Annotated in this window: 16 protein-coding genes, 1 tRNA gene and 1 pseudogene; 13 read left to right on the forward strand and 5 right to left on the reverse strand. The window is 40.3% G+C overall.

What is annotated here, in order from left to right; translation table 11 throughout:
• Positions 1–43 precede the first annotated feature (43 nt).
• Entirely contained in the window at positions 44–1,831 is a 1,788-nt protein-coding gene (locus RRU92_RS03610) for an NACHT domain-containing protein (RefSeq protein ID WP_315640456.1), read from the reverse strand.
• Positions 1,832–2,032: 201 nt separating this feature from the next.
• Between RRU92_RS03610 and RRU92_RS03615 the strand changes: the two genes are divergently transcribed.
• The 6 genes from RRU92_RS03615 (at position 2,033) to RRU92_RS03640 (ending at position 6,718) form a co-directional block, all read left to right on the forward strand.
• Positions 2,033–2,185 (forward strand): hypothetical protein, encoded by a 153-nt coding sequence (locus RRU92_RS03615; protein ID WP_000776626.1) that lies wholly within the window; start codon positions 2,033–2,035, stop codon positions 2,183–2,185.
• A gap of 19 nt (positions 2,186–2,204) precedes the next feature.
• On the forward strand, positions 2,205–3,446 hold the full coding sequence (locus RRU92_RS03620) for an aminopeptidase (protein WP_315640458.1): 1,242 nt from the start codon (positions 2,205–2,207) through the stop codon (positions 3,444–3,446).
• Positions 3,447–3,455: 9 nt separating this feature from the next.
• On the forward strand, positions 3,456–3,686 hold the full coding sequence (locus RRU92_RS03625) for a GlsB/YeaQ/YmgE family stress response membrane protein (protein WP_045763100.1): 231 nt from the start codon (positions 3,456–3,458) through the stop codon (positions 3,684–3,686).
• 327 nt (positions 3,687–4,013) lie between these two features.
• Positions 4,014–4,922 carry a LysR family transcriptional regulator gene (locus RRU92_RS03630; protein ID WP_248034816.1) on the forward strand — a complete coding sequence of 303 codons (909 nt, stop codon included), beginning with the start codon at positions 4,014–4,016 and terminating at the stop codon, positions 4,920–4,922.
• Between the two features lie 39 nt (positions 4,923–4,961).
• The gene (queA, locus tag RRU92_RS03635) at positions 4,962–5,990 is read left to right on the forward strand and encodes a tRNA preQ1(34) S-adenosylmethionine ribosyltransferase-isomerase QueA (RefSeq protein ID WP_303943433.1); all 1,029 of its coding nucleotides are present in this window, start codon (positions 4,962–4,964) and stop codon (positions 5,988–5,990) included.
• Between the two features lie 179 nt (positions 5,991–6,169).
• A complete protein-coding gene (locus RRU92_RS03640) occupies positions 6,170–6,718 on the forward strand; it encodes a DUF6287 domain-containing protein (protein WP_315640461.1) in 549 nt (182 codons plus the stop codon).
• A 444-nt stretch (positions 6,719–7,162) separates the two neighbouring features.
• Here RRU92_RS03640 and RRU92_RS03645 read toward each other — a convergent pair whose 3' ends face one another.
• Positions 7,163–8,308: a low temperature requirement protein A gene (locus RRU92_RS03645; RefSeq protein WP_315640462.1), complete on the reverse strand. Its 1,146-nt coding sequence runs from the start codon at positions 8,306–8,308 to the stop codon at positions 7,163–7,165.
• 290 nt (positions 8,309–8,598) lie between these two features.
• On the opposite strand from RRU92_RS03645, the pseudogene RRU92_RS03650 reads away from it, so the two are divergent.
• A pseudogene (locus RRU92_RS03650) lies at positions 8,599–8,852 on the forward strand (helix-turn-helix domain-containing protein); the annotation flags it as partial.
• A gap of 2 nt (positions 8,853–8,854) precedes the next feature.
• Here RRU92_RS03650 and RRU92_RS03655 read toward each other — a convergent pair.
• A complete protein-coding gene (locus RRU92_RS03655; protein WP_315640463.1) occupies positions 8,855–9,697 on the reverse strand; it encodes an aldo/keto reductase in 843 nt (280 codons plus the stop codon).
• Positions 9,698–9,779: 82 nt separating this feature from the next.
• Here RRU92_RS03655 and RRU92_RS03660 point away from each other — a divergent pair, with 82 nt between their 5' ends.
• Complete coding sequence (locus RRU92_RS03660; RefSeq protein WP_239822583.1) at positions 9,780–10,142, forward strand: T6SS immunity protein Tdi1 domain-containing protein; 363 nt, start codon at positions 9,780–9,782, stop codon at positions 10,140–10,142.
• A 171-nt stretch (positions 10,143–10,313) separates the two neighbouring features.
• Here RRU92_RS03660 and RRU92_RS03665 read toward each other — a convergent pair.
• Both RRU92_RS03665 and RRU92_RS03670 read right to left on the reverse strand, forming a co-directional pair.
• Positions 10,314–10,386, reverse strand: a tRNA-Lys gene (locus RRU92_RS03665).
• Positions 10,387–10,649: 263 nt separating this feature from the next.
• Entirely contained in the window at positions 10,650–11,921 is a 1,272-nt protein-coding gene (locus tag RRU92_RS03670; RefSeq protein WP_315640465.1) for a replication-associated recombination protein A, read from the reverse strand.
• A gap of 115 nt (positions 11,922–12,036) precedes the next feature.
• Between RRU92_RS03670 and RRU92_RS03675 the strand changes: the two genes are divergently transcribed.
• The 5 genes from RRU92_RS03675 to RRU92_RS03695 all read left to right on the forward strand — a co-directional run bounded on the left by RRU92_RS03675 (position 12,037) and on the right by RRU92_RS03695 (position 15,248).
• Complete coding sequence (locus tag RRU92_RS03675; protein WP_315640467.1) at positions 12,037–12,507, forward strand: DUF3013 family protein; 471 nt, start codon at positions 12,037–12,039, stop codon at positions 12,505–12,507.
• Between the two features lie 9 nt (positions 12,508–12,516).
• Complete coding sequence (locus RRU92_RS03680; protein ID WP_315640468.1) at positions 12,517–12,945, forward strand: NUDIX hydrolase; 429 nt, start codon at positions 12,517–12,519, stop codon at positions 12,943–12,945.
• Positions 12,942–13,415, forward strand: a complete 474-nt coding sequence (locus tag RRU92_RS03685) for a GNAT family N-acetyltransferase (protein WP_315640469.1) — start codon at positions 12,942–12,944, stop codon at positions 13,413–13,415. Before RRU92_RS03680 ends, RRU92_RS03685 begins: the two co-directional genes overlap by 4 nt.
• Positions 13,416–13,552: 137 nt before the next feature.
• The gene (gene prmA, locus RRU92_RS03690; RefSeq protein ID WP_315640902.1) at positions 13,553–14,503 is read left to right on the forward strand and encodes a 50S ribosomal protein L11 methyltransferase; all 951 of its coding nucleotides are present in this window, start codon (positions 13,553–13,555) and stop codon (positions 14,501–14,503) included.
• Position 14,504: 1 nt separating this feature from the next.
• On the forward strand, positions 14,505–15,248 hold the full coding sequence (locus RRU92_RS03695) for a 16S rRNA (uracil(1498)-N(3))-methyltransferase (RefSeq protein WP_315640470.1): 744 nt from the start codon (positions 14,505–14,507) through the stop codon (positions 15,246–15,248).
• The last annotated feature ends 10 nt before the right edge of the window (positions 15,249–15,258 follow it).

Here is a 15,258-nt window from a genome sequence, read left to right on the forward strand (position 1 = left end):
GTTATTTTTTAATTGTGAACATAAATATACAACGGCTAGATTACTAATCCTCTAAGACTATATCCTCTTCTTTTAGGTCTTCTATCAGATTCTGCTTATAATGAGTCAGAGAGAGTGTATGTTGACCGACCCAAGATTTTTTAAATAAGTCCAATAATTCTTTGTTTTTAATGAGGTCTTCTGGTTCTATAACCTTTTCTATTAAATGATTATCTTCGCAGAATGATATTAGAGGATTATTATCACTTGTACTGTAGACTGTATAATCAATAGTATTGTCGAAAAAATAATAAATAAAACTCTGAAGTTTACCTGTTGGTTCGTAGAATCCTAATCCAAGAGATGAGTCGCTAGGGCTAGGAGAAATTTCAATTTTTACTGGAAAATTGAGAATGTAATATTCAAATAAGTCCTCGTCTTTAGATTTGGCTTCTTCAAACTTAGTTAATAAAGGGATTAAGATATTATTATTAAAGCGTTGAGTACTCATATCCTCTAACATAAAAAATACTGAATCTGCACGAATGCTAAATTTTCCCGATTCTATTAGAAGAAAGCTGTAGTCCCGCATCTTACTATCCGTTTGTATATTTAGAAAATAAGCAACAAAATATTCTTGGAAGGAACGATGGGAGAACTTGTATCTGTTTCCTTCTTTGTAGAGTACGCACAGACAGTTCTCTAAATCGTGGATAAAATTGCCTATATTGAGAATCTTTTTAATTCGAGGAGGAAATTTTTTAAAAATTTCCTCAATCTCTGGGAAGGTAAACTCTGTTTTTGCTTTTTGGTATGTTAGAAAACAGAAGATTGCAAAACATTCTTTAAAAGTATCTGAACTTAAATCTGATAGCATTTTTCGTCGATAACTTTTCGTAGCATCGTGCTTCGAGAGCATGGTATCAAAGGCTTGATAGTAGAATAGGTGTAATTTTTGCGGGATTTCTGCATAGTCATTGTAAGTGGAGAGCATAATATTTAGTAAGAGAGGATTTGAAGCAAAGGATTTATGTCTATCATATAAACCAGTCTCTAGATCGCAAATAAATTTATTTTTGAGTTCTTCATCGGGATATTCAATTTTTGTAATAAGACTTATAGCTTGTTCCTTAGTAAAAGGAACAGCTTTTAAAACTGTGAACCGTTGAAATTCAATGAATTCGGATTCGCTATAAGGTCTTGAAGAAAGGATGTAGTGGTTTTCAGGATATTTGTCACAAAAATCATTTAACTTCTTGAAAAATTCTTTTTGGTTTTCGCTATACAATTCATCATAGCCATCCAATAGGAATAAAAAGCATCCAGATTGAAGTGCATAATCTAAATATTCTTCTTGGAATGTATTGTGAAATTGATTTAGTTTTTTTAACAGTAATTTTTCAAGATCTAAATGCTCCTCTTCGTTGAAATCTTTTAATTCAATAAAAATAGGAATATAGTCTTTTAATTCTAATTCACTTAGAAAAAGGTGTTTCATGAGAGTGGATTTACCAATTCCACCAGAACCTTCAATGATTAAAAATTTTGAGAGTTCAGTTAGTACTCTTGTTTTTGTGGGCTTGATGAGTTCGGAACCTTTTTTTAAAAAAGGAACTTCAAAAAAATCATACAGTCTTTTGGGCTCAATTCCGTAGATAATCGTTTTGATTCTACTGTATTTTTCATAAGATTTTGTCAAATAAGCTTGGAATGGAATCCCTAGATTAATTTTTGCCTCATCGAAGAGAGTTTTAACTTTGTCAGTCGTTTTGGAAATTATAGGTGAAAAGTATTTATCCAGAATAGCACTAGTAACTTGTTTTGCAATTTCATTGTTAAAGTTTTCGTCCATTATCTTTTTGCTCCTGTGTATTTTTGGGTCTTTTTATAAAGAGTAGCACATTAGCTTTTTTATGTCAATATAACTTAAAGAAGAGTGTCAATATAGGTGTATATTGCGTTTTCAATTCTTGGATAGTTAATTAAAAAAGCTTTATTAGCCTTGTTTTTAAATTTACATCATATGTGATATACTAGTAACGGAGGACATTTCATGAAACTAAGAATTTTTGCGGAAGATAAGCCGGCTGAGAAGGTGTTTGAGTACCAATTGGAACTTGCTGATCAGACAATTCTTCTATCGACAGCACTCTTGTCAGGTGCTATTGCTTTGGCAGGATTATTTTCTGCTTTGAAAGAAAAATAAAATAGAAAAGAGAAACAACATGGTTTTACCAAATTTTAAAGAAAATCTAGAAAAATATGCTAAGTTGTTGGTTGCAAACGGTGTGAATGTGCAACCTGGTCATACCTTGGCTCTCTCAATCGATGTGGAGCAACGTGAGTTGGCTCACTTAATCGTTAAAGAGGCTTATGCACTTGGTGCACACGAAGTTATCGTTCAATGGGCAGATGACTTTGTAAACCGTGAGAAATTCCTGCACGCGCCACTAGAGCGTTTGGACAATGTGCCAGAATACAAGATTGCTGAGATGAACTACCTTCTTGAAAACAAAGCAAGTCGTCTTGGTGTCCGTTCTTCTGACCCAGGTGCCTTGAACGGAGTTGATGCAGAAAAACTTTCAGCTTCTGCCAAAGCTATGGGAATTGCTATGAAGCCAATGCGTATCGCCACTCAATCTAACAAGGTTAGCTGGACGGTTGCTGCTGCAGCTGGACTCGAGTGGGCTAAGAAAGTCTTTCCAAATGCAGCAAGCGACGAAGAAGCAGTAGACCTCCTTTGGGACCAAATCTTCAAGACTTGCCGTATCTACGAAGAAGATCCAGTTAAGGCTTGGGAAGAACATGCAGCTATTCTAAAGAGCAAGGCAGAGATGCTCAACAAAGAACAATTCTCAGCTCTTCATTACACAGCACCTGGAACAGATTTGACACTTGGCTTGCCTAAGAACCACGTTTGGGAATCAGCTGGAGCGATCAATGCTCAAGGTGAAGGATTCTTGCCAAATATGCCAACAGAAGAAGTCTTTACAGCTCCTGATTTCCGTCGCGCGGATGGTTATGTAACGTCTACAAAACCTCTTAGCTACAATGGAAATATCATCGAAGGCATCAAGGTAACCTTTGAAAACGGTCAAATCGTTGATATTACTGCCGAGAAGGGTGATCAGGTTATGAAGGACCTTGTCTTTAAGAATGCTGGTGCGCGTGCCTTGGGTGAATGTGCCTTGGTACCAGATCCAAGCCCAATTTCTCAGTCAGGGATTACCTTCTTTAATACTCTTTTCGATGAGAATGCTTCGAACCACTTGGCTATCGGTGCAGCTTACGCAACCAGTGTTGTTGGTGGAGCAGAGATGAGCGAAGAAGAGCTTGAAGCAGCAGGACTTAATCGTTCAGACGTTCACGTTGACTTTATGATTGGTTCCAACCAAATGGATATCGATGGTATCCGTGAGGATGGAACACGCGTACCTCTCTTCCGCAATGGAGATTGGGCAAATTAAGGAGAAGCTATGCTTGGAAGTATGTTTGTCGGACTTTTAATCGGACTACTAGCAGGAGCTATCACCAATCGTGGCGAACGTATGGGATGCTTCGGGAAAATGTTTCTCGGCTGGATTGGTGCCTTTCTAGGACAATTACTCTTTGGTTCTTGGGGACCAAGCCTAAGCGGTACAGCCATTATCCCATCAGTTCTCGGTGCCATGATTTTACTAGCCATCTTCTGGGAAAGAGGAAGCTAAGTTTCGCTTTAGAAGGCAGATTAACTCTAAAGAATAAGAGAGAGGCTGGGACAAAAGTCCTAGCCTCTCAATTGTCTTTGGATTGTCGATCAAGACGCAGTGGTTGAGTGGCCTCTACTACGCTGATTTCATCAGCTTTTACAGCCCTACTCAACTGTGCGGAGGTGGGACGACGAAATCGAATTCTAACGAATTACCGATTTCTGTCCCACTCTCTCTTTTTAGGTCGCTAGATAAAGTCATTTGAAAGCATTCATCTAAGCTTAGCCACAGAGCTTTCAGTGACTGGTTCTTTTTATATTGCCTCAAGTATGGTACAATAAAAGCATGAGAATTCAACAATTACACTATATTATCAAAATTGTAGAGACAGGTTCGATGAATGAAGCTGCCAAGCAACTCTTCATTACGCAGCCTAGTCTATCAAATGCAGTTCGTGACCTAGAAAATGAGATGGGAATTGAGATTTTTATTCGAAATCCTAAGGGAATCACCCTCACACGTGATGGAATGGAATTTCTATCTTATGCTCGTCAGGTTGTTGAGCAAACTCAACTTCTAGAAGAACGCTATAAAAATCCGATCGCTCATCGCGAGCTTTTTAGTGTGTCTTCGCAACACTATGCTTTTGTGGTCAATGCTTTTGTTTCCTTGCTCAAGAAGAGCGATATGGAAAAGTACGAGCTTTTTTTGCGTGAAACCAGAACCTGGGAAATCATTGACGACGTCAAGAACTTCCGCAGTGAAGTCGGAGTCCTCTTTTTAAATAGCTATAACCGAGATGTTCTTTCGAAGATGTTGGATGACAATCATCTGGTTGCCCATCACCTCTTTACAGCACAACCCCATATCTTTGTCAGCAAGTCCAACCCACTTGCCCAAAAAGAAAAGGTGCAGTTGGCAGACCTAGAAGACTTCCCATACTTGAGCTATGACCAAGGAACCCATAATTCCTTCTATTTCTCAGAAGAGATTTTGTCACAGGAACACCACAAGAAATCCATCGTGGTTAGTGACCGTGCGACCTTGTTCAATCTCTTGATTGGTTTGGACGGTTATACCATCGCGACAGGTATCCTCAATAGTAATCTCAACGGAGACAATATCGTCTCTATTCCACTTGATATTGATGATCCCATTGAGCTGGTTTATATCCAGCATGAGAAAACAAGCTTGTCTAAGATGGGTGAACGTTTCATCGAGTATTTGCTTGAAGAAGTTCGTTTTGATAGCTAATCATAAGTACATTAGAAAAGAAAAGGAAATATGACAACAATGAATACCAATGATTTTGATTTTCACTTGCCAGAGGAATTGATTGCACAAACTCCTTTGGAAAAGCGTGATGCCTCTAAGCTTTTGATGGTCAATCGCCAGACTGGGGAATTTCAAGATCGCCATTTTCACTCCATTATTGAAATGCTAGAGCCAGGTGATGCTCTGGTTATGAATGATACACGTGTTCTGCCAGCGCGACTTCATGGTCAAAAGGAAGAAACAGGGGGCCACGTTGAACTCTTGCTTTTGAAAAATACAGCTGGAGACGAATGGGAAGTCTTGGCAAAACCTGCTAAACGTCTCAAGGTCGGTGCCCGTGTTGTCTTTGGTGATGGTCGCCTAAGCGCAGTCGTGACCGAGGAATTAACCCATGGAGGCCGTATTGTCCGTTTTGAGTATGAAGGGATTTTCCTAGAAGTGCTTGAAAGCCTGGGAGAAATGCCGCTTCCTCCTTATATCCACGAAAAGTTGGATGACCGTGAACGGTACCAAACAGTCTATGCCAAGGAAAGTGGTTCAGCTGCTGCTCCAACTGCAGGTCTGCATTTTACCAAAGAATTACTGGAAGAAATCCAGCAAAAAGGGGTTCACCTAGTTTACTTGACCTTGCATGTTGGACTTGGAACCTTTAGACCTGTTTCAGTAGATAATCTAGATGAACATGAGATGCACTCAGAGTTTTATCAATTGTCTGAAGAAGCTGCAGCGACCTTGCGTCAGGTCAAGGAAAATGGTGGCCGTGTCATTGCCGTGGGGACAACCTCTATCCGTACGCTAGAAACCATCGGAAGCAAGTTTGATGGTCAGATCCAAGCAGACTCTGGTTGGACCAATATCTTTATCAAGCCAGGTTATGACTGGAAGGTTGTGGATGCTTTTTCTACTAATTTCCATTTGCCGAAGTCTACCTTGGTCATGCTCGTTTCTGCCTTTGCAGGCCGTGAATTGGTTCTTGAAGCCTACCAGCATGCTATCGACCAAAAGTACCGTTTCTTTAGCTTTGGTGATGCCATGTTTATCTATTAAAAATAGAAGGGCTAATTCCTGATTGGATTAGCCTTTTTTGATGTCAAATAGCTATTGAATTATATGGAAATAAATGATACACTGAAAACTACAGGTTAGCCGTCAAAAATATATGTAATTTCAAGCTAGCTATTTTAGATGCAGATGAAACTGTATCATCATTTTAAAAGGAGATTATCATGAAAAAAACATTGCGCTACACCAGTCTTTCAGCTCTTGCCTTGTTAGCTGCGGTGACACTTGCTGCTTGTGGAGGAAATGCTGAAAAAACTACAGCATCTTCAAGTAAAGAGGCCTCATCCTCTAAAGTAACAAAGGAGTCATCAAGTAAAACAAAAGCTAGTCAAAAAGAGGAGCAGAAGTCTGAGACAAGTTCTTCAAGCGCTACAGCTACTCAAACTGAGACAAAGGCGGAAAATAAAAAAGATTATTCTAAATTCCTTGGGACTTGGGAGAATTATGCTGGAACAACTGCTACAGTAACAGCGGATGGAATCGTGACCATTCAAAGCTCAAAAGGCACCTTTAAATATGAGATGGACAAAGTAGAGGAGAAGGACGGTTACTATTTGACAGGAATTCATCTTGTTGGTGGTGGAGAAGGTGCACGCCTTATCTTTACCCCAGCAGGCGTAGCAAATGAATTAACTGGTACGGATGGTAGCCAAGACGTCTTGGCAATCGGCCAATCACCAAGTGACAAAGATAGTCATTTTTATCGTAATTAAGAGTGAAAAGAAGAAGTGAGCCAAATCGATGGCTCACTTTTTGAGTGGTGAAAAGTATGGATGAGATTGATTTGATAAGAAAAAAAGCCTTGATTCCAAGGCTTTTTCCTGTTGTTTAGATGCCCCCTGCATGAATTTGTAAGAACTTTTCATATTAAAAATAAACAAAAATGTTGAAATATAGCTGATTTTAGGGAAATACTTTTAGGTATTTTCAATGTCAGGATTTAAAAATGGGGCAAAAGTGGGGCAAAAACAAATTAACGAAAAAAATATCGAGTTCGTGCATCAAGTAAATGATAAATTGCAAGAATAAGTGCAACATTTACTCGAACTCATCCTCTAGAGCTTCACTAGCAGTTCTGTAAGCTAAACATTTTCGTGGTCGGTGATTGATATCATATAAAGCCTTGGTTCCCAAAGCTTTTTTATGTTATAAACTCATTAAAAGAACCCCCAGTTAGATTTGGAATATTTTTTATTCTGTGTCATATAAAAATAAATAGAATGAATAGCTATAGCTAGAGCTAAAATGGTTGTTATACTCACTACTATTATAGGATTAGAAGCAAAGATTAAAGAGAGAATCAAGGCAGCCAGATAGAGTGTAGCTTGGACACAGTAGTAACTTTTCGAATAGCGAAGATAGTGTTTGTTATGGGGCCCATTTACTAGGACAGCAGCTTGAAAGAGGCCAAATCCGATATAAGAGAAGCTGGTTGCAAAGAGACGATTAGCTTCAGGATTCTGAAGAAATCCCATCGATACAGTCATCATCATAAGTCCAATGAAAATAGGATAGTGACTGTAAATTAGAAATAGCCCCTTTTGATTAGATTTTTCATCAATAGCATGGTCGAATTGACCAAAATAAAACAAGAACAGAGAAATCATAATAATGAAATAAAGAACCGAATAAATCGAGAAATTCTCGATTGTAAAGAAGTTAGCTAGCTCCGTAATCATCTCTCCAAACATAATAATGACAAGAAGGGAGATGCGCTCGATTAAATGGGGGAGATTTACCTGGAAATGCTCATCTTTACTAATCGAGGTAATTGGCGTAATAAATGTTAGCAGAATACTAGCATAAAGGATATAGACTCCAATGTAAATAGGAAGAAGAGCTGCTAGATAGATTTCTAAACTTCGTAGACCTGTTATCCATAGAAAACCTTTGATACTTTCCCTATGAACATTATCGGTTGATTTTTTAAAAAACTCAACCAAATATTGAAAAAATAAGGTAAGGGTTAATGTACCAATAGCCCAACAGACATAATGAAAATATTGTTGCCAATCAGGTCCAATCATATTGGCTATAAAGAGTAAAATTCCCATTTTGATAAACATGATTACTATGTTAAATAAAGAGTTCTTTCCATAGCGATTGGTATAATCGGTTTGAATCATCCAGGAATCGATGAGAAGCAAGACAGACATGAAAAAATCAAGCAAAGAATTCCAAGTCAAAATACCGTTATGAAGATGGTCAATTAAAGTAGTTACTTTTGAAATTGCAAAAACAAAAACTAAGTCATAAAAAAGTTCTGAAAATTCTACACGTTTATGTTTAATAAGAGTTGTCATCTTAAGTCCTTTCTATTCTAGAAGTACAATTTATTATAACAGAAAATGGTAATGAAAGAAAAGGATATGCTTAAATAATTTCATGTGGCGCGAATTGTCAAAACCCTAACTTCTTTTGTCAGTTACTTGTCGGTTTCTGTTTTGTATAATAATCTCACAAATCAAATGAAATAAAGAGGAAATCATTATGTCAAATGATAAATTGTAAAATATAGTGCAAGAAAAAAACTCATAGCGTTTCATTGGTGTAAACTGTAAGTAACCACACAAACAGAACCCGAGGAAAAACTATGAGCTACTCCCATCTTACCATAACCGACCGAATAAAGATAGAAACTTACTTAGAATTAGGTTTGAAAACTTGCCAAATTGCAAATAAACTTGGCGTCCATAAGTCTACTATTTCAAGAGAGTTAAGACGATGCCAAAATGGTTATTCCGTAGCCTTAGCACAGGAACAATACGACCACAGGGTTAAGAAAAATGTCGGAAGTCTCGTTTGACACCAAAGTTGAAAAAGGAATTTGAGGACGGTTTAAAATCCTATTAAAAATTAACTGTGTCAGGATCATCCTGAGTTTTGATGCCTTGAATCTTATCCAAGACTGCCATATCTTCCTCTGATAAGTCGAAGTCGAAGATATCCAAGTTACTTTTTATATTTTTAGGTGTCACAGACTTAGGTAGTGGCAAGAAACCTTTTTGAAGGCTCCAACGCAGAGCAACTTGTGCTACAGATTTACCGTTACGTTCAGCCACTGCTTCAACATCTTCATTTCCAAAAATGCTACCTGTACCTAGTGGACTATAGGCTTCAAGAAGGATATCGCGCTCTTGGCAATAGGCAACTAAGTCTTTTTGGTCACAACCTGGAGCCAAGAGGATTTGATTGACATGTGGCACAATTTCAGCTGTTTCAAGAAGAGCTTCTAGGTGATGTTGCATAAAGTTAGACACACCGATAGCACGCACCTTACCTTCTTTGTAGGCTTCTTCCATTGCCTTCCAAGCGCCTGCATTACCAGACTTCCAAGCATCATTCTCACGAAGCGCCTTTGGATTAGGCCAATGGATAAGCAAAAGATCCAAATAATCCACACCTAATCTTTCGAGAGATTCATCGATAGAAGTCTTAGCCAAATCGTAATCGTGCTTATCATTCCAAAGTTTGGTAGTTAGGAAAATATCCTCACGTGCCAAATTACTATCAGCAATCGCCTTACCTACAGAAACTTCGTTACCGTAAATTTGTGCGGTATCAATATGTGTGTAACCCGCCTTAAGTGCGAAGCTAACGCTGTTATAGGCTTCTTCGCCTTCAGCAATTTGCCAAGTTCCAAAACCAATTTTAGGAATAGCAACCCCATTTGCAAGCGTATATGTTTCCATGATTTTCACCTTTTCTTTTTTTTAATAGTACTATCTTAAAAAAGATAAGGCAAAAATGCAAAGATTTGCTACGGCTATTATTATGAATAGTTCCTTACTTCTTTTTCCGCTGTTCGTAACAGCTTTTGGAGATATTATTACTTGGGAAGAGAATGAATTTGTTGGTATTGTAAAATATAATCTTCAAAACTGCGACATTATTATCAAGAGCTTGAAATATTTTCTTCAGTATTTAGATAACTCATATGTGACTGATAACTTTGAACTGGATTTATATAGACAGGCTGTGTTAAAACATGGTCCCTTGTCTTATAACCAATGTTTCGGTTTTGTTCCTTTACTAGCCTTGGGAGGCGTAAAAGATGTGGATCATATGGATAAGGTAAAAACCTTGGAACACATTTACCTCATGTACCAACTCACAGGCGGAGTGTTTGACGATTGATAAAAAAGAACCACCCTCGCGGTGGTTTTTTCGATGAAAACGAGATGTTAGATAAATAGCGAGTCTTTGGATGAGACTCTCTAATTTGGTGAATATAAATTATTTGGTACAAAAAACAAAATGACAAGCAAAAAAGCCTTATAAATCAAGGCTTTTTCCTGTTGATTTAGATGCCCCCTGCAGGGCTCGAACCTGCGACCCATAGATTAAGAGTCTACTGCTCTACCAACTGAGCTAAGAAGGCAAATAAAAAGCTGTATTGGTGCCGAAACTTCACGGTTTGTATTGAACCCGCGCAATTAAGCAGGTGGGCAACTCGCTCTAACTGAAGCTGTTTCCGTGTGAGACGGCCTACATGCTGTTAGAAGACTTTTGTTTCCCTAATAATACAAAAAATAGTCGGTCAACACTTAAGTGTGAGGTCGTACACCACAGCGTTTCTATGTTTATATAATACCACTTTTTCAAAAAAAATCAAGGGGTAAATGTAATTATTTGGATAGGATTTCACAAATTTCGTAATTTATCTATGGTTTCCTTGCGTTGAGCTAGGGCTCGTTCGTATTTTCCGGTATCTTCTGGTGAGAAGTAGCTATGGTCGCGAATTTTTTCTGGTAAATAATCTTGCTTGACCCAGTGACCAGGATAACTATGTGGATAGAGGTAGTTTTGGGCGTTGCCTAATTCCTTGCTACCGCTATAATGGCCGTCCCGTAAATGACGTGGGATTGGTAAATGACCAGATGTTTTAAGGTCAGCCAGGGCCATATTCATAGCCACATAGGCTGAGTTGGACTTAGGTGAAAGCGCCAGGTCAATGACAACATTGGCAATGAGGATGCGAGCTTCGGGGAAGCCGATTCTCTGTGCAGCATCCAAAGCAGTTACGGTATGGATCTGGGCATCGGGATTAGCCAAGCCGATATCTTCATAAGCAATCACCGTCAAACGGCGTGCCAAACTAGGAAGGTCACCTGCTTCAATCAAGCGGGCAGCGTAGTGGAGACTGGCATCCACATCAGAGCCACGGATGGATTTCTGGAGAGCAGATAGAACATCGTAGTGTCCGTCTCCATCCTTGTCCATAGTGATGTAGCTTCTCTGAAGACTATTTTCCATGATGTCGAGCGTGATGTGGCGGACACCGTCATTATTTTCTGGGGTGGAGAGAACTGCTAAATCAAGCGAATTGAAGGCAGAACGGAGATCTCCATTGGTAGATGTTGCGATAAAATCAAGGGCATCATCATCTAACTCAACAGGGAAATCAAAGCCTCGTTCAGTGTCAGTCAGGGCTATTTGAATGGCTCCTTTAACATCTTGGTTAGACAAGGGTTCCAACTCAAAAATCTGAACGCGACTGCGGATGGCTGGAGTGACAGAAAAGAAAGGATTTTCAGTCGTCGCCCCAATCATGATGACCAGTCCGCTTTCTAGGAGTGGAAGGAGGAAGTCTTGTTTAGTCTTGTCAAGACGGTGAATCTCGTCTAGTAGCAGTACAAGGCCACCAGAGAATTTAGCTTCTTCAGCGATTTCTTGGAGACGTTTTTTACTATCAACAGTGGCATTGAAGGTCCGAAAAGCATACTTGGTCGTTCCAGCGATGGCTGAGGCAATACTGGTCTTACCAATTCCTGGAGGTCCATAGAGAATCATGGATGATAGACGATTTGCCTCCACCATGCGACGGATGATTTTTCCTGGTCCTACCAGATGCTCCTGACCGATGACCTGGTCGATGGTTTTGGGGCGCATACGAAGCGCGAGATTGTCTGGCATAGCAGTCCTTTCTAACATGGATTTTCTGATACTAATGTGGTAATATGGTAGTATCTATTTTAGCATATTTCCGAGTATTCGGGGCGATTTAAGAGTCGTATAGAAAGAGGACAAAATGGCAACATACGGATTTTTAGATGTTTTACAAGAAGAGTTGGAAAAGAACTTTCCCTTTGACTTTGAGATTAGCTGGGACAAGCGCAATCATGCGGTTGAAGTGAGTTTTCTGCTTGAGGCGCAAAATTCTGCAGGGGTGGAGATGTTAGATGAAGACGGAGAGGTTTCGTCAGATGATATCCTTTTTGAAGAAGCGGTACTTTTTTACAACCCTGCCAAGTCAATAGTTAATGAGGAAGACTATCTGGCAGTCATCCCTTATTTGCCGAAGAAAGGTTTTTCTCGTGAGTTTTTAGCTTATTTTGCGCTATTTCTTAAAGATACTGCAGATGTTGGACTAGATGCCCTCATGGACTTTTTGGAAGACCCAGAAGCAGAAGAATTCGTCATGGAATGGAACCAAGAAGTCTTTGAAGAAGGAAAAGTTGGATTGGAAGAAGGAGAATTTTACCCTTATCCGAGATATTAGGAGTCTAGCATGGAAGTAGAACTTACTGATTTTACGGGCTCTAAGATTGCCTTGATTTGTGGGGATAAGGTCTTGACTATCTTACGTGATGACAAGGACAATATCCCTTGGCCCAATATGTGGGAGTTACCAGGTGGTGGTCGTGAAGGGGACGAGAGCCCTTTTGAGTGCGCAGCGCGTGAAGTTTATGAGGAACTAGGCATTCATTTGACCGAAGATTGTCTACTTTGGAGCAAGGTCTATCCCAGCATGCTTTATGAAGGTCATCAGTCTGTCTTTATGGTTGGGCAGCTAAGTCAGGATCAGTTTGACAATATTACCTTTGGAGATGAAGGACAGGCCTACAAACTGATGCCCGTTGAGGAATTTCTCAATTCTAAACAGGCGGTACCTCAGCTCCAGGGGAGATTGAGGGATTATTTGGAGGAAAGATTATGATAAGACTTGAGAGAGCAGGAGCAGAAGATTTAGATACCATTATTGCCATTCAAAGAGCTAGCTTTAAGGCTGTTTATGACAAATACCAAGATGAATACGATCCTTATCTGGAGGACCGCGAAAAAATTAAGTGGAAACTAGACGAGCGTCCCAATAGCTATTACTACTTTGTAAAAGAAGATGAAGAGAAGATAGGCTTTCTACGAATTCATACCAATGACGAGTTAACGAAAGCTTGGTTGGGAACGGCAGCGATTTTGCCTCCGTATCAGGGAAAAGGGTATGGATCTGAGGGATTGCGCTTGCTAGAAGAGGAATTGTCAACCGTTAGACAGTGGGATTTGTGTACGGTATTACAGGATGCAGGCATGGTTGCCTTCTACGAGAAGAATGGCTACCAACAAACCCATATCGAGCCTGAAAAAGAAGGCATGGATATGGTCTACATGAAAAAATTGATAGAGAAATAGAAAGGAAGGTTCGGTTAAATTTCTAAACTGAACCCGCCCTAAACACTGTGCCAAAAAGATAAACATCTCTTAGACACAAGCGTCTTCAGAGAGTTTCCTATTTTGGCTTTGTGTTTTACGGGCTTGGTATCTTAATGATGGAAACATGGCAAGAGTTAAAAGTTACAGTGAAGCGTGAGGGGGAGGAGCTGGTCTCTAATCTCTTGATTGAGTTGGGAGCGCAGGGTGTTGCGATTGAAGACAGCATGGACTATGTGGGGAATGTGGATCATTTTGGAGAGATTTTCCCTGAGGTCGAGCAACAAGAAGAAATCGTGGTAACAGCCTACTACCCTGATACGATTGATATAGCAGCGGTTGAAGCAGATTTGCAGGCTCGCCTGGCAGAATTGACAGACTTTATGGATCTGGGTGAGGTCAAGATGGGAATGACAGCCTTGGCTGAGGAAGACTGGGCCGACAACTGGAAGAAGTATTATGAACCAGCTCGCATCACCCATGACCTGACCATCGTACCGTCATGGACGGACTATGAGGCAACAGCGGGAGAAAAAATTATCAAGCTAGATCCAGGCATGGCTTTTGGGACAGGAACCCATCCGACGACCAAGATGAGTCTCTTTGCCTTGGAGCAGGTTCTTCGTGGTGGCGAAACAGTGCTAGATGTAGGGACTGGTTCAGGGGTTCTTTCTATTGCAAGCTCTCTTCTGGGTGCAAAGGAGATTTTCGCCTATGACTTGGATGATGTGGCGGTTCGCGTCGCTCAGGAAAATATTGAGCTCAATCCTGGCATGGAAAACATCCATGTAGCCCCAGGTGATTTGCTGAAAGGTGTGGAGATTGAAGCTGACGTTATCGTGGCCAATATTTTGGCGGATATCCTCATTCATCTGACGGATGATGCTTTTCGCTTGGTCAAGGATGAAGGCTACCTGATCATGAGTGGGATTATCAAGGACAAGTGGGACATGGTGCGTGAGTCGGCTGAGTCAGCTGGATTTTTCCTTGAAACCCACATAATTCAAGGGGAATGGAATGCCTGCGTCTTTAAGAAGACCAAGGATGTCTCTGGAGTGATTGGAGGCTAGCATGCAACAGTATTTTGTAAAAGGTCTTGCCACATCACTAGTCACCATCGAGGACAAGGAAACCAGCAAGCACATGTTTCAGGTTATGCGCCTGAAGGAGGATGACGAAGTTACTCTAGTCTTTGATGATGGCATTAAGCGCTTGGCGCGTGTGGTCAATGTGGAGGCGCGTCAGTTTGAGTTGGTTGAGGAATTGGATGACAATGTGGAACTGCCAGTCCAAGTGACCATCGCATCAGGCTTTCCCAAGGGAGATAAGCTGGAGTTTATCACTCAGAAAGTGACTGAGCTAGGTGCTAGCCAGATATGGGCTTTCCCTGCTGAATGGTCCGTTGCCAAGTGGGACGGGAAAAAATTGGGCAAAAAGGTCGAGAAACTAGAAAAAATTGCCCTTGGAGCAGCCGAGCAAAGCAAGCGGAATTCGGTCCCAAGTATTACCCTATTTGAGAAAAAGGCAGACTTTCTAGCCCAACTTGACCAGTTTGACCGCATCGTGGTGGCCTATGAAGAGTCGGCTAAAGAAGGAGAGGCAGCTGCCTTCATCCAAGCTGTTGCTGGACTAGAAAAAGGAGCAAAACTGCTCTTTATCTTTGGACCAGAAGGTGGTCTTTCACCTGCAGAAATCGAAAGTTTTGAAGCCAAAGGAGCGATCCTTGCAGGACTTGGGCCTCGGATATTGCGAGCAGAAACAGCGCCGCTTTATGCCTTATCAGCCATCAGTGTTTTATTAGAATTAGAGAAATAAGAGGAAGAAG

The organism is Streptococcus sp. DTU_2020_1001019_1_SI_AUS_MUR_006 (assembly GCF_032340315.1).
In the GTDB taxonomy this organism is placed as follows: domain Bacteria; phylum Bacillota; class Bacilli; order Lactobacillales; family Streptococcaceae; genus Streptococcus.

What these genes read in the sequence shown, in the direction of transcription:
- RRU92_RS03680 (WP_315640468.1), top strand. Translation starts at nt 12,517, where the DNA reads ATGGAAGTAGAACTTACTGATTTTACGGGCTCTAAGATTGCCTTGATT.
- RRU92_RS03645 (WP_315640462.1), bottom strand. Translation starts at nt 8,308, where the DNA reads ATGACAACTCTTATTAAACATAAACGTGTAGAATTTTCAGAACTTTTT.
- RRU92_RS03655 (WP_315640463.1), bottom strand. Translation starts at nt 9,697, where the DNA reads ATGGAAACATATACGCTTGCAAATGGGGTTGCTATTCCTAAAATTGGT.
- RRU92_RS03620 (WP_315640458.1), top strand. Translation starts at nt 2,205, where the DNA reads ATGGTTTTACCAAATTTTAAAGAAAATCTAGAAAAATATGCTAAGTTG.
- RRU92_RS03625 (WP_045763100.1), top strand. Translation starts at nt 3,456, where the DNA reads ATGCTTGGAAGTATGTTTGTCGGACTTTTAATCGGACTACTAGCAGGA.
- prmA (WP_315640902.1), top strand. Translation starts at nt 13,553, where the DNA reads ATGGAAACATGGCAAGAGTTAAAAGTTACAGTGAAGCGTGAGGGGGAG.
- RRU92_RS03630 (WP_248034816.1), top strand. Translation starts at nt 4,014, where the DNA reads ATGAGAATTCAACAATTACACTATATTATCAAAATTGTAGAGACAGGT.
- RRU92_RS03685 (WP_315640469.1), top strand. Translation starts at nt 12,942, where the DNA reads ATGATAAGACTTGAGAGAGCAGGAGCAGAAGATTTAGATACCATTATT.
- queA (WP_303943433.1), top strand. Translation starts at nt 4,962, where the DNA reads ATGAATACCAATGATTTTGATTTTCACTTGCCAGAGGAATTGATTGCA.
- RRU92_RS03640 (WP_315640461.1), top strand. Translation starts at nt 6,170, where the DNA reads ATGAAAAAAACATTGCGCTACACCAGTCTTTCAGCTCTTGCCTTGTTA.
- RRU92_RS03670 (WP_315640465.1), bottom strand. Translation starts at nt 11,921, where the DNA reads ATGCCAGACAATCTCGCGCTTCGTATGCGCCCCAAAACCATCGACCAG.
- RRU92_RS03660 (WP_239822583.1), top strand. Translation starts at nt 9,780, where the DNA reads ATGAATAGTTCCTTACTTCTTTTTCCGCTGTTCGTAACAGCTTTTGGA.
- RRU92_RS03610 (WP_315640456.1), bottom strand. Translation starts at nt 1,831, where the DNA reads ATGGACGAAAACTTTAACAATGAAATTGCAAAACAAGTTACTAGTGCT.
- RRU92_RS03675 (WP_315640467.1), top strand. Translation starts at nt 12,037, where the DNA reads ATGGCAACATACGGATTTTTAGATGTTTTACAAGAAGAGTTGGAAAAG.
- RRU92_RS03615 (WP_000776626.1), top strand. Translation starts at nt 2,033, where the DNA reads ATGAAACTAAGAATTTTTGCGGAAGATAAGCCGGCTGAGAAGGTGTTT.
- RRU92_RS03695 (WP_315640470.1), top strand. Translation starts at nt 14,505, where the DNA reads ATGCAACAGTATTTTGTAAAAGGTCTTGCCACATCACTAGTCACCATC.